The sequence below is a fragment of the Bacillus sp. ES1-5 genome (genome assembly GCF_022487605.1).
Classification (GTDB): domain Bacteria; phylum Bacillota; class Bacilli; order Bacillales; family Bacillaceae_G; genus Bacillus_A; species Bacillus_A wiedmannii.
On record NZ_JAKVPU010000001.1, the window covers coordinates 89,157 to 101,976 of the forward strand.

Below are 12,820 nucleotides of genomic sequence, written 5' to 3' on the forward strand. Positions count from 1 at the left end.
AGTGAAAAAGGGGACGACATACATGAACAGAATCGGCATTATCGGAGCAATGCAAATTGAAATAGACTTACTTTTAGAAAAACTAGCTATACAAGAGGAACAGACGATTGCGGGAATGCCCTTTTACATTGGCGAATTCATGGGAACAGAAGTAATTATTACACGTTCTGGTGTAGGGAAAGTAAATGCAGCCGCATGTACGCAAACATTAATTCATAAATTTCATGTAGATGCTATCATCAATACGGGTGTTGCTGGAGGGTTACACCCAGATGTAAAAGTTGGTGATATCGTTATTTCAACGAATGTTACCCATCATGACGTAAGTAAAACACAAATGAAAAACTTATTTCCGTTCCAAGAAGAATTTATCGCAAGTAAGGAATTAGTAGAGTTAGCACGTACAGTATGCAATAGTAGTAGTTTACATATGGAGATTCATGAAGGAAGAATTGTCAGCGGTGAATGTTTTGTTGAAGATTCAAAACAAAAAGCGAAATTAATAGACGAATATGCACCGCATTGTACAGAGATGGAAGGTGCAGCAATTGGACATGTTGCTTATATAAATGAAGTACCGTTTCTCGTTATACGATGTATTTCTGATAGCGCAGACGATGAAGCTCAAATTTCTTATGATGATTTCGCGAAAACTGCCGCAAATTATTGTTCAGAAATTATCGTTGAGATGCTGAAAAATATATCGAGTAATACTTTAAGTTCAAAAGGAGAGAATGAAATGTTACAAGCATTAATTTTTGATATGGACGGAACGTTATTTCAAACAGATAAAATTTTAGAATTATCGTTAGATGATACTTTTGATTACTTAAGATCACTACAATTATGGGATACGGTAACACCTATTGAAAAATACCGTGAAATTATGGGTGTGCCTTTGCCGAAAGTCTGGGAAGCTTTATTACCGAATCATTCTATTGAAGTAAGAGAACAAACAGATGCATATTTTTTAGAAAGACTAATTGAAAATATTAAGAGCGGAAAAGGTGCTTTATATCCGAACGTAAAAGAAGTTTTTACATATATAAAAGAAAATAATTGTTCAATATATATTGCTAGTAATGGTTTAACTGAATATTTACGAGCAATCGTATCTTATTATGATTTAGACCAATGGGTTACTGAAACATTTAGTATTGAACAAATAAACTCACTTAATAAAAGTGATTTAGTTAAAAGTATTTTGAACAAGTATGATATAAAAGAAGCAGCTGTAGTTGGGGACCGGTTATCTGATATAAACGCAGCTAAAGATAATGGTTTGATTGCGATTGGATGCAATTTTGATTTTGCACAAGAAGATGAACTTGCGCAGGCGGATAAAGTAATAGATGATTTATTGGAGTTGAAGGGAATATTGCCTGTTGTGCAGAGGTAATAAAATCATTTTCAAAAATTATAAAATTGTATAAAAAGCCTTCTTCCACTAGCGGAGTAGAATTCATTTGTGATAAATCAGTAATAGTTTGATTTGTTTTAAAATTAAGTAGAGGATTATAAAGTGTGCGCAGTTTTTTGCCAATTTCTGTATATCTTATTCCGAGGAGGAAATATGCTTAAAAATAATTTTAACATTAGTAATATTCCCGCGGTTTTGTGGGGAGATAAAAGTGAAAAAGTTTTTATTGCAGTACATGGGAATATGTCAAATAAGGAAGATGCAGTTATTCAAATATTAGCTGAAGCAGCCAATCAAAAAGGTTATCAAGTATTAAGCTTTGATTTACCTGAGCATGGAGAAAGGAAAAATGATAATACTCCTTGTAAAGTACAGTTTTGTGTTAGTGAATTATCTATAATCATAAATTACGCAAAAAAACATTGGAAAGAAGTAAGCGTGTTTGCATGTAGTATCGGAGCTTATTTTAGCCTTTTAGCCTATCAAAATGATGTGATAGAAAAGGCATTATTTTTATCACCAGTAGTTAATATGGAACGAATTATCGAAAATATGATGAAATGGTTTAATGTAACGCCAGAACTTTTGCAAAAAGAAATGACTATAGAGACACCTATTGGTCAAAAGTTATATTGGGATTATTTATGCTATGTAAAAGAGAATCCTATTAGTACATGGAATACAGATACATATATTATGTATGGAGCTAAGGATGAACTGTGTGAATTTGAAACTATAAACTATTTTACAAAAAAACATCGTTGTGAATTAGAGGTCGTGGAGACAGGTGAACATTATTTTCATACTGAAGAACAGTTAAAGATATTTGAACTGTGGTTACATAAACATTTAGATTAACAAATTATAACTTAACTTGAACCTGTTAGAGAAGAATGGTGAATTTAAAAACTGATATTATATTTGAGAGACAATATAAATGTATTCATTTAAACAAACAGCTGCTTGAGTTCAATAAGACTTAAACAACTATATTATCGATTTACATCTGAAGTGAAGAATACACATACTACGAATTGAATAAGATAACAATCATAAAAATGCTCAGAATCAATAATTCTAGAGCATTTTTATGTATTTTCATAGTAAGGGGGATTTACTTGAAAGATATACATATTCAACAAATTGAAGATTTAATGATATACGAACACGAATATCTTGTTCAGGAAAGCAAAGACGAAGGATTTTATTTCCTAATAAAACTAATCAGTGAATATGAAAATAAAATAAACACATTTAATAAAACTGGTGAATGCTTATATGGGATTTTTCATGAGGAAAAGTTAATCGGAATAGGAGGGTTAACTGAGAATCCGTATATAATAAACAATAAGATTGGTAGGGTAAGAAGATTTTATATTGTAAAAGAATACCGCCGGAAAGGATTAGGGAGGTTATTATTAGTGAGAATTATAAGCGATGCGAAAAAATATTTTAATATTGTTGTTTTAAATACAGATACAGTACAGGGTGACAAATTTTATACTTCGATTGGATTTGTGAAAGGGACAAAATATATGGGAGCGAGCCATTATTTGAACTTATATAAAAGGATGTAGTGAATTATTATTTACCTCTTCAACAGAACTTTTGTTCTGTTTTGTGTAGATTGATGTTATAATTTATATGAATATAATATTAGAATGGGGAATTGGATGATGGGAGAAAATAAAATTATTAATGATTTCAATGAATATTCAATTTGGATAAATACATTGAAAGGTATGAAAGAGGAATTGTGGGTGGTACCAATATCAGAGGGGAAATGGACTATTGGCGAAATCATATCTCATATTATGAACTGGGATGACTATCTATTACGTGAGACATTATCATCAGTGAGAGATGGAAAGGGAATGGAGTTCCCTGATTTTGATACATATAATAAACTAGCATCTAGTTATGCCAAATCCGGTATATCTAAGATGAAACTTCTTGAAGAAGCAAAAGCTAAAAGAGAGTTACTCGTAAAAGAACTTAGATTACTGTCTGCTGAAAATCTAAAGAAACCTTTAACTGCCAATGGAGTATCACATTGTCCTCATACTGGAACGCCGTATTCTCTTATATATATTATTAAAGAATTTGTAGATCATGATAACCATCATAAAAGACAGGCTAGTCATTTTTTAAATGAAAATCAAGTTGTTAATTGATAAAGAAAGATCCCGCGAATGATATTTGTGGGATCTTTCTTACATTATAACTTAACATTCATTTGCTTCAATAATCCCTTCGGATCACCTTTCACATAATAAAAATGCGGATTGTTTTCATCATCGTAAAGCATAATATAAGGTTTTTCGTTAAGTGGTAGAAGAATAAGTACTTCATCAATTGTTGTTTGTAGCCATTGATTTGTAATAGAAACTGGTTTAGATAATGGGATTTTTATCATGTGACCATCTTTCGGAACGACGTTTAAGTTTTTGAAGGGGCCAGTAATGGATTTAGCATATTGAACAGCTTCTTTTTGAATAGCTGGATCTAAAGATTGTTTTTGAACGACCATTTCTTTTTGACAATCAAACACTTCAATTTGTTGATTTGTATTTGCGAACACATTTGTTGATAATAAGAAACAAAGAAAAGTAATGAACCCGATTTTTTTAATCATAGTACAACACCTCGTCTTTACTATACCCTTAAAAGGTTTAAATATTTTTCTGTCACATTTATGTAACAAAGAAGTTGTATAATACAATTGGTTTTTGTTTAAAAGCAATGGAGGATAATGTATGAGAGTATTAATAGCAGATGATGAACAAGATATGTTAAGGATTTTAAAAGCTTATTTCGAGAAAGAAGGCTTCGAAGTTTTATTAGCGAAAGATGGAGAAGAAGCACTTCAAATATTTTATGATGAAAAAATTGATTTAGCTATTTTAGACTGGATGATGCCGAAACATAGTGGTATTACTGTTTGTCAGGAAATAAAAAAGAACTCAAGCGTTAAAGTATTAATGCTTACGGCGAAAAGTGAAAGCGAAGACGAATTAGCGGCGCTTCAAAGTGGTGCAGATGAGTACGTAAAAAAACCATTTCATCCAGGTATATTAATAACTAGAGCGAAAAAGCTTATACAGCATAATGATGTCATTCAAGTTCAAGATTTGAAAATAGATTTCACTAAAAATAAAGTTTATAAAAATGACAAAGAGTTAGATATTACAAAAACAGAGCTAGAATTAATAAAGTGTTTTTTAAATCATAAAGGGATGATTTTAACTCGTAAAAAATTGTTAGATATCGTATGGGGATTTGATTATTTTGGAGAAGAGCGAACTGTTGATACACATGTAAGAAGATTACGTAAAAAAGTAGGAGAAAATATTATAAAGACGCATCGTGGTTTAGGATATAGTTTGGAGGAGCAGAGTGAATAAACTCGGAAAAAAGCTATTTCTCAGTATTTCTTTAACTGTTATTCTTATTTTTACAATCTCTTTATTATTAATTAACTATCTTTTACCGAAATATAATATTTACAAAACGCGAGAAAGTTTAGAAGGTATTACAGCACAAATACAGTCCATAGAGAGCAAACAACTGGATGAAGCGATTACTAGCATTGAAAATAAAGGAAATGTTACGATTGCGTATACATCAATTAACAATTCGGAAGATCAAATTAATGATGAGTTACGTATGCAACTTACAAGGAAAAGGGTTGCCCTTAATAAACTTTGGATTACAAAAGAAGAAGTAATGAAAGTAAAGAACTTCGGGCAAGCGAATAAAATATATGATCAAGAAAAGATTAAATCTAGTTTTTTTGTGAAATACATTGCGAAAGACGATATGTTAATTTTAGTAGGAGTTTCAATCGCAGATTCTAATGAAGTAATAAAAACGTTAAATTCATTTTATTTTTACATTTTTGGCATTACGATTTTTCTCATTATCGTACTTGTATGGATACTTTCAACAACAATCACCAGACCATTGAAAGAATTAAGTAATGTTGCAGAAGATATTTCAAATTTGAAATTTGAACGAGCGAAAGTGAAAACAAATGATGAAATAGGGGACTTAGCTAATAGTATTAATATCATGAGTGAAAAACTAAATGAAGCGCATGAAGATTTAACAGATCGAAATGAACATTTAAAACGATTTATGGGTGATGTGACGCATGAATTAAAAACTCCAATCGCATTAGTGAAAGCATATTCTATGGGAATCAAAGATGGTTTAGATGATGGTACGTACATAGATACAATCATTAAACAAACTGATCACATATCAAATCTAATTGAAGAGTTATTACGATTTTCTAAACTAGAAAGAGATGTTTTAGAAAAAGAAGAATTCTCTATTACATCACTAGTCCAAAGTATATTAGATAAGCATAAGATTGAACTGGAGTCGAAAGAAATCAATTTGCAAGTGAACTATAATGTTGGCGATGAAGTTGTTTATGCTGATGTAAATAAAATGAGAATGGTGTTTCAAAATTTAATATCTAATGCGATAAAATATACAGCAAATCAACATATAAAAATTACTTTAGAAAATCGAAATGAAAATATATATTTTCAAATTCAAAATGGTATGAATGCTGAACAAATGAAAGATATCGATAAAATTTGGGAACCTTTTTACGTCTTAGAATCTTCTCGTAGTAAAGACCATTCAGGTACAGGATTAGGCTTAGCGATAGTGAAAAGTATTTTAGAGAGACATGGTTTTGACTATGGAGTATCTACTATAGATGGAGAAATACGATTTTATATTAATATGAAGAATGTCTAATTCAATAAAAAACATCGTCTATTATTAGGCGATGTTTTTTATTGATTATATGAGAGTGGTAAATCAGGATAAATAATCTTGAAAGCTCGTGTGAAGAGTGTTCTACAAATTTTTCAAGTTGTTGCATAAAATATAAACTGAATTTTCTGTAATTTTGTTGTATAGTAAAAGGAGGCATATATGGGGAGGAAAAAGTATGGGGAAAAAGAAAATAGCAATTACATTATCAACAATCTTATCTTTATCAGTCACATCAGGAGTTTCTAGTATGACTGCGTATGCAGACAATAAAGAAACAAACTACATAAATGAGAATGACGTGAAGTTAAATGGGAAAGTTTCAGAAGGGGTACAATTAAATACGAAGATCGAATTAGAAAATGGGATGACAAAGCCGATTTACTCGCTTGATGAAGCAATTATCGAAAATCTATTTGTAGAAACGGAAGTTGATAGTGATCGAGATGGAAACAAGGATCGTGTATCAGTTAAAGTTATGCGTCCAAAAACTGAGTCGAATGTGAAAGTTCCCGTTATTTATGAAATGAGTCCATATCGATCTGGCTTAAAAGATGTTCCTGTATATAATGTAGACGAAGAATTGTATGCGTATGAAGGGAAACCGTATGGAGCTGTTAATCTCGGTTCATACGGCAATTATTATGTGCCAAGAGGCTATGCAGTCATTTTAGGTGAAAGTATAGGAACTGGAAAATCAGACGGATGTCCGACTACTGGGGATGAGCAAGAAATATTAGGGACAAAATCTGTCATTGATTGGGTGAATGGACGTGCGAAAGCATATACAGAAAATGGTGAGGAAGTTAAAGCTGATTGGTCTACAGGAAATGTAGGGATGACAGGAGTTTCTTATAATGGTACGTTACCGAACGCTGTTGCGACGACTGGTGTTGAAGGGTTAAAAACAATTATTCCAATCGCAGCGATTAGTAGTTGGTATGATTATTATCGTGCAAACGGTGCAGTCATTGCGCCAGGTGGATACCAAGGAGAAGATACAGATAATATGGCAGAAGCAGTACTAACAAGAGAAAATCCTGAAGTTTGCGGACAAGTAATAAAAGAGTTAACAGCTGGACAAGACCGGAAAACTGGTAATTATAATAATTTTTGGGATAAACGTAATTATGTAAAAGATGCTAAAAATGTAAAAGCAAGTGTATTTGTGGTTCATGGTTTAAATGATTGGAATGTTAAGACGAAGCAGTTCGCGCAATGGTGGGATGCGCTTGGAGAAAATAATGTTCCTCGTAAAATGTGGTTACATCAAGGTGGACATGGTGGAACATCAACGAATGACTGGCAAAGAACACAAAATAAATGGTTCGATTATTGGTTGTATGGAATTGAAAATGGAATTATGAATGAACCAATGGTTGATGTTCAACGTGAAAATAAAACTTGGGATAAAATAAAAAATTGGCCGGATCCAGCAGCTGTACCGTCAAAAGTTCGTATGTATTTAAGTAACAAAGCAGTTAATTTGCCATTAAGTATGGGCTCTGCAAATAAAGTTTTCTCATTCGTGGATGATGCAAAAATGAAATCAAATCAATTAATAGCAAACCCAGAATTAGAAGTAGCCAATCGATTAGTGTATACAATGCCTGTACTTCAAAAAGATACGCGTATAAGCGGTACACCAAAGATTTCAATTACAGGAAATATTGATCGATCTGTATCGAATTTAACTGCTTTACTTGTTGATTATGGAGGAACGAAGCCAGAAATCGTAACGAGAGGTTGGATGGATCCACAAAACTTAACGAGTATAGAAAGTTCAACAGCGATTCAACCAGGCAAAGATTATACATTTACATGGGACATGCAGCCTGATGATTATGTATTTAAAGCGGGGCATCAAATAGGGGTCATTTTAATCGCTAGTGACTATGATTATACGATTAGACCGAAAGCGGGCACAAAGCTTACAGTAAAATTAAGTGAAGTAACATTGCCGATTGTGAAATAAATAGTTATGAATAAAGAGCTTACTGCATAGTAAGCTCTTTAAACTTTGAAATGGGGAGTTTATTATGAATTTTTATTAGTAGATACAAAAATGCTTACAACAAATAAAAAAATCGCATTTATAATCAATAGACCACTAAAGGTAAGCCCAGCAAAACCTCCAGCGAATCCATCTCCTACTTTTTCACCAATTACGTGCAAAGTGGCGAAGAAAACAACGGGAGAAGAAAGTATGAAAATACCACTGGCTATTTTCCATATTCGTTTATATTTCTTTGCTATAAAGAAAATTAGAGCATTAAAAGCAATAAGAAGTAAAAGAAATATAATTAATGAATTCATCATATCCTCCTTTCTTTAAAAGTCTGAATTTTTATTTTTCTATATTTTTATTTCGAAGGAAATATTATACAATATGATTATATTGTATGGAAAGCGAGTGATATATTATGACAGTCAGCTCTTTCGAATTTTCATTAAAAGTAAAGGTACAGGAAGATTAATTGAAAGAAAATCTTCCGTACGTAAAAAACGGAGGAGAAAATAAATGTTTAGTTTTTATAGTACACTTTGCACAGAACTTTATGATTACACAAAGCCTGTCGGTTATTCTTTAAATGGTGATATTGAGTATTACGAAGAACGTTTAAAAAATTGTAGAGGAAGAATTCTCGAAGCGGCAGTAGGATCAGGGCGCGTTATCATCCCGCTTCTTGAAGCTGGTTTTACAGTAGATGGGATAGATTATTCACCTGAAATGCTAGAATCGTGCCGCATACGATGTAAAGAGAGAAGCTTACATCCTAATTTATATGAGGGAAGCTTACAACAATTTTCACTGCCACATAAATACGAGGCAATTATCATTTCTACTGGATCTTTTTGTTTAATTGAAAATCGTACGGATTCTATAAACGCATTGAAATGTTTTTATGAACATCTTAATCCAGGCGGGCGACTAATCGTAGATATTATGCTGCCGCATGACTGGAAGACTGGGAAAATTCATACATCGACTTTTTCTTTGCCAAGCGGAGACGGAATTACATTAGAAAATAAATCAATTGAAATAGATTGGCTGAACCAAGTTACTCTATCATATTTAAAATATGAAAAATGGAGTAAAGGACAGTTAGTACAAACAGAATTACAACGCTTCGCGCTGCGCTGGTATGGAATAGAAGAGTTTAAACTTCTGTTAGAAAGTATAGGTTTCTCTAACATTACTTGCTCTGCTGACTATGTTTATGGAAAAGAGCCGTCAAATGCAAATCAAATGTTTACTTTTGAAGCTGTGCGAAACGAAGAATAAAGAACTATTTATGAAAGCAAGGGGATCGATATTATATCGACTCCCTTGTTTTAGTTGTGAATTCTTTACAGGTCATTACATATTCATTGTCCAAGCATTCTTCTAGTAGCTACATATACTATTTATGTTAAAGTCAGTCATTATTTTAAATAGGGCTGTTATTTTACTATAAATGATATTTTAGAGCAGTAGGGGGGATAAATTTGGAAAACGTAGAACAAGGAAGAATTGAAAATCAAGTGTATTCAAATCGGGTAGTAAGATCTGAATTTGATGGAAATTGGGAAACATGTATATCAAAAAGTGGTTATGTAATTTATGTAGCAACAAGTAATAATGCTGAAGTAATAGTACTTCTTGCAGATGGTTCAAGTAAATTATTAATATTTGAAAAAGGCGGTAAAGTAGTAGTAGGCGGCGGTGGAACAAGTCATTACAGTAAGCCGCATATCGCAAGAAATATTTAAGGTAGAACATGATAATTGAGAAGAAGCTGGAAAACGGTTAGTCTATCATGTTTATAGCATGTATGACTAGCCGTTTTTATTTAAATCATTTTGGAAGGACATGATTTGTTATAAATACTTTTAGGTGACCAGAGAAATTAGGAGGGAATTGTACGGATAAGAGTTTGAGATATATTGTAGGTTTGGAAAAAACATATAAGCAATTTAAAAAAGCATTTCCTATTTCGGGAAATGCTTTTTCTATGTTATAGTATAATAGTGTTTTGAAACGATATTATTTTAATATAAATCAAGTTTTGTTGTGTATTATTTTTATATTAAATTAGTTGTGTAAGTATTTTTTTATATAAGGAGTAATAATTAGAGAAATGAAAAATATAGACTTTATACTAGAAAGTGACGAAGCATTAAAACCGTCTGAACGATTAGTACTATTATTATTAGAGAAGCATAGAATGTTATATACGAACGATCTATTAGCATTATCTAATTTATCATATAAAACATTAACAGATTCATTAACGGCGCTCGTTTTAAAATCATATGTGTTAAAGGAAACAGGTAAGGGAAGAAGACAGAATTGTTATAGATTGGTATGATAAGACTGCTGATTTTAGAGAGTTTATAATAAGTTTTTTCAAATGTAATGAGAAATATCGTTTTTGTTTTCAAATGAAAAACACTCTACAATGTGCGCTTTAATATTTGGATTTCATTTTTATTAATGATAATTCTATTGTTGTTAAAAATAGAAAAATAAAATAAACTGCATAAAAAAGAAATAAAAAAACAATCCATTTTAAAAATGGATTGTTTTTTTATTGGAATAATATTATTTGATGAATGGAAAACAGGAATGATTATTCTACTTCACTTGTATACTTTTCAGGTAATAATTCCATTACGTTACATTTTACAAGTTCACCATTATAAGAAAGTATAACGTTCGTATTTTTTCCATAATCACTTATTAATTCTCGACACATACCACATGGAGCAACAACCCAACATTTTTCTATATCTTCATGAGGGTGTGGGTGAGCGACTGCTACAATGGTATCAAATTCATGATCGCCTTCTGAAATAGATTTTCCAATCGCCATAACCTCACCACACACTGTAATTCTTCCAACATTCGCTTCAACATGCACTGCTGCATAAATGTTACCTGTTGTAGTTCTTACAGCTGAACCGATATGATGACGGCCATATTTATAGTTTTTTTCAATTACTTTTTCAGCAGCTGTAATTAAATCATAGTCTTCACTATTTAAAGGCATTACTTGTAACATAATTTCTCCTCCGTATAAAACATGATAATTTTATTTTAACAAAAAATTTTAATATTTAAAATAAAAGGTGGGGATCGGTTAGATAATATTGTTATGTAAACTTCTATATTTACAGGAAAATAGCATAATCAATAGAACATATAGAAGAGTATGCTTAAATATTTGAAAGATAGGAGATTATTATGGGAATTTTACAATCAATAGTACAAGCTGTTATAACTGGTAATAAGGAATAAGTGGTGGAGTTTATAAAAACGAATCCAAGTGCTGTTAACGAATTTAGTGACGATGGCTGGACTCTCCTTCATTTAGCGGGTTATTTTGGACAAAAAGAGATAGCAAGTTTTCTTTTAGAAAGTGGAGCAGATATACATAATAGAGCAAAAAACGAAAATGAAAATACACCTTTGCAAGCTGCCATCGCGAATAAGCAAAGTGAACTTGTTACTTTCTTAATTGAAAAAGGATCGGATGTAAATGTTATACAAAGTGGTGGTTGGGCAGGGTTACATGAAGCAGCATTATTAGGAAGTGAAGAAATAGTTATGCTACTTCTTGAAAATGGAGCTAATAAAGCGATTAAGAAAAATGATGGAAAAACAGCATATGATATTGCGTTAGAAAAAGGATACGAGCACCTTTTAAAACATTTAAAACAGGAAGTGAACGTATGATAAATAAATGGAGTGTAGGCATATTTTTATTTAACGAGGTAGAAGTGTTAGACTTTACTGGGCCATTTGAAGTTTTTTCTGTAACCGAAGCGGATGAAGAAAAACCATTTACTGTATATACAGTTAGCCAAAATGGAGAAATGATTACAGCAAGAAATGGATTAAAGGTAAAGCCGGATTATAGTATTGAAGATTTACCACCAATTGATATTTTAATCATTCCAGGTGGTAAAGGCGTTAGGGAAAATGAAATGCACAATGATATTATAATAAATTGGGTTCGTCAGCAAATGAAAGAAGTAAAGCTAATGACTTCAGTTTGTACGGGTGTGCTATTACTTGCGAAAGCCGGCTTATTGGAAGGTATAAAAGCAACAACGCATTGGGCCAGTATTCAAACTTTCAAAAAAGACTTTCCGAATGTAGAAGTAATGGAGAATGTAAAATTTGTAGATGAAGGACACATTATTACATCGGCAGGTATTTCAGCTGGTATTAACATGTCATTTCATATTGTGAAAAATTTGTTAGGTGTGGAGATTGCTGAGGAAACAGCCAAAAGTATGGAATATGATATTGATTTACAAGATTAAAAAAGCCTAATTTGGGCTTTTTTATATTGAATGTATATAGGTAAGTGCCTTAAGAGTTGATCTATGATCCAACTTCTAATTCTGAAACAGTAATTCAGGTTTTATCGAATGTACGAAAATGCAGTTTTTTTCTCCTTGTAAGCATGTTAAAACGAGGAGAAATTTCGTATGTAAAAAAACTCTTCTACAATAATAGAAAAAGAATAACAGAAACTACTATTTTATGGCAGCATACATAAAAAAATTCAATGTAAATATGGAAATGTCGTCGAATGCTATCTTTAATTGGTTAATTTG

Annotated in this window: 15 protein-coding genes; 12 read left to right on the plus strand and 3 right to left on the minus strand. The window is 31.7% G+C overall.

Annotated elements, in window-relative coordinates; genetic code table 11:
- Positions 1-22: 22 nt before the first annotated feature.
- The 4 genes from MKO96_RS00495 to MKO96_RS00510 all read left to right on the plus strand — a co-directional run bounded on the left by MKO96_RS00495 (position 23) and on the right by MKO96_RS00510 (position 3,594).
- Positions 23-1,399, plus strand: a complete 1,377-nt coding sequence (locus MKO96_RS00495; RefSeq protein WP_240586278.1) for a 5'-methylthioadenosine/adenosylhomocysteine nucleosidase — start codon at positions 23-25, stop codon at positions 1,397-1,399.
- A 174-nt stretch (positions 1,400-1,573) separates the two neighbouring features.
- Positions 1,574-2,278 carry an alpha/beta hydrolase gene (locus tag MKO96_RS00500; protein WP_240586279.1) on the plus strand — a complete coding sequence of 235 codons (705 nt, stop codon included), beginning with the start codon at positions 1,574-1,576 and terminating at the stop codon, positions 2,276-2,278.
- A gap of 260 nt (positions 2,279-2,538) precedes the next feature.
- A complete protein-coding gene (locus MKO96_RS00505) occupies positions 2,539-2,997 on the plus strand; it encodes a GNAT family N-acetyltransferase (RefSeq protein WP_240586280.1) in 459 nt (152 codons plus the stop codon).
- A gap of 99 nt (positions 2,998-3,096) precedes the next feature.
- Complete coding sequence (locus MKO96_RS00510) at positions 3,097-3,594, plus strand: DinB family protein (protein ID WP_240586281.1); 498 nt, start codon at positions 3,097-3,099, stop codon at positions 3,592-3,594.
- A 44-nt stretch (positions 3,595-3,638) separates the two neighbouring features.
- Here MKO96_RS00510 and MKO96_RS00515 read toward each other — a convergent pair whose 3' ends face one another.
- A complete protein-coding gene (locus tag MKO96_RS00515; RefSeq protein WP_240586282.1) occupies positions 3,639-4,055 on the minus strand; it encodes a hypothetical protein in 417 nt (138 codons plus the stop codon).
- A 121-nt stretch (positions 4,056-4,176) separates the two neighbouring features.
- On the opposite strand from MKO96_RS00515, the gene MKO96_RS00520 reads away from it, so the two are divergent.
- The 3 genes from MKO96_RS00520 (at position 4,177) to MKO96_RS00530 (ending at position 8,186) form a co-directional block, all read left to right on the plus strand.
- Positions 4,177-4,824, plus strand: a complete 648-nt coding sequence (locus MKO96_RS00520) for a response regulator transcription factor (RefSeq protein WP_048560780.1) — start codon at positions 4,177-4,179, stop codon at positions 4,822-4,824.
- A complete protein-coding gene (locus MKO96_RS00525) occupies positions 4,817-6,193 on the plus strand; it encodes a sensor histidine kinase (RefSeq protein ID WP_240586283.1) in 1,377 nt (458 codons plus the stop codon). The genes MKO96_RS00520 and MKO96_RS00525 overlap by 8 nt, the downstream gene beginning before the upstream one ends.
- Positions 6,194-6,389: 196 nt before the next feature.
- Positions 6,390-8,186 (plus strand): Xaa-Pro dipeptidyl-peptidase, encoded by a 1,797-nt coding sequence (locus MKO96_RS00530; RefSeq protein ID WP_240586284.1) that lies wholly within the window; start codon positions 6,390-6,392, stop codon positions 8,184-8,186.
- 62 nt (positions 8,187-8,248) lie between these two features.
- Here MKO96_RS00530 and MKO96_RS00535 read toward each other — a convergent pair whose 3' ends face one another.
- Entirely contained in the window at positions 8,249-8,527 is a 279-nt protein-coding gene (locus MKO96_RS00535; RefSeq protein WP_240586285.1) for a hypothetical protein, read from the minus strand.
- A 205-nt stretch (positions 8,528-8,732) separates the two neighbouring features.
- Between MKO96_RS00535 and MKO96_RS00540 the strand changes: the two genes are divergently transcribed.
- The 3 genes from MKO96_RS00540 to MKO96_RS00550 all read left to right on the plus strand — a co-directional run bounded on the left by MKO96_RS00540 (position 8,733) and on the right by MKO96_RS00550 (position 10,563).
- Positions 8,733-9,497 carry a class I SAM-dependent methyltransferase gene (locus tag MKO96_RS00540; RefSeq protein ID WP_240586286.1) on the plus strand — a complete coding sequence of 255 codons (765 nt, stop codon included), beginning with the start codon at positions 8,733-8,735 and terminating at the stop codon, positions 9,495-9,497.
- 203 nt (positions 9,498-9,700) lie between these two features.
- Positions 9,701-9,964, plus strand: a complete 264-nt coding sequence (locus tag MKO96_RS00545; RefSeq protein WP_087980709.1) for a hypothetical protein — start codon at positions 9,701-9,703, stop codon at positions 9,962-9,964.
- Between the two features lie 368 nt (positions 9,965-10,332).
- A complete protein-coding gene (locus MKO96_RS00550; RefSeq protein WP_000789031.1) occupies positions 10,333-10,563 on the plus strand; it encodes a hypothetical protein in 231 nt (76 codons plus the stop codon).
- 261 nt (positions 10,564-10,824) lie between these two features.
- On the opposite strand, the gene MKO96_RS00555 is transcribed toward MKO96_RS00550, so the two are convergent.
- Positions 10,825-11,256: a cytidine deaminase gene (locus MKO96_RS00555; RefSeq protein WP_240586287.1), complete on the minus strand. Its 432-nt coding sequence runs from the start codon at positions 11,254-11,256 to the stop codon at positions 10,825-10,827.
- Positions 11,257-11,492: 236 nt separating this feature from the next.
- Between MKO96_RS00555 and MKO96_RS00560 the strand changes: the two genes are divergently transcribed.
- A complete protein-coding gene (locus tag MKO96_RS00560) occupies positions 11,493-11,930 on the plus strand; it encodes an ankyrin repeat domain-containing protein (protein ID WP_240586288.1) in 438 nt (145 codons plus the stop codon).
- Positions 11,927-12,523, plus strand: a complete 597-nt coding sequence (locus MKO96_RS00565; RefSeq protein WP_240586289.1) for a DJ-1/PfpI family protein — start codon at positions 11,927-11,929, stop codon at positions 12,521-12,523. The genes MKO96_RS00560 and MKO96_RS00565 overlap by 4 nt, the downstream gene beginning before the upstream one ends.
- Positions 12,524-12,820: the final 297 nt, after the last annotated feature.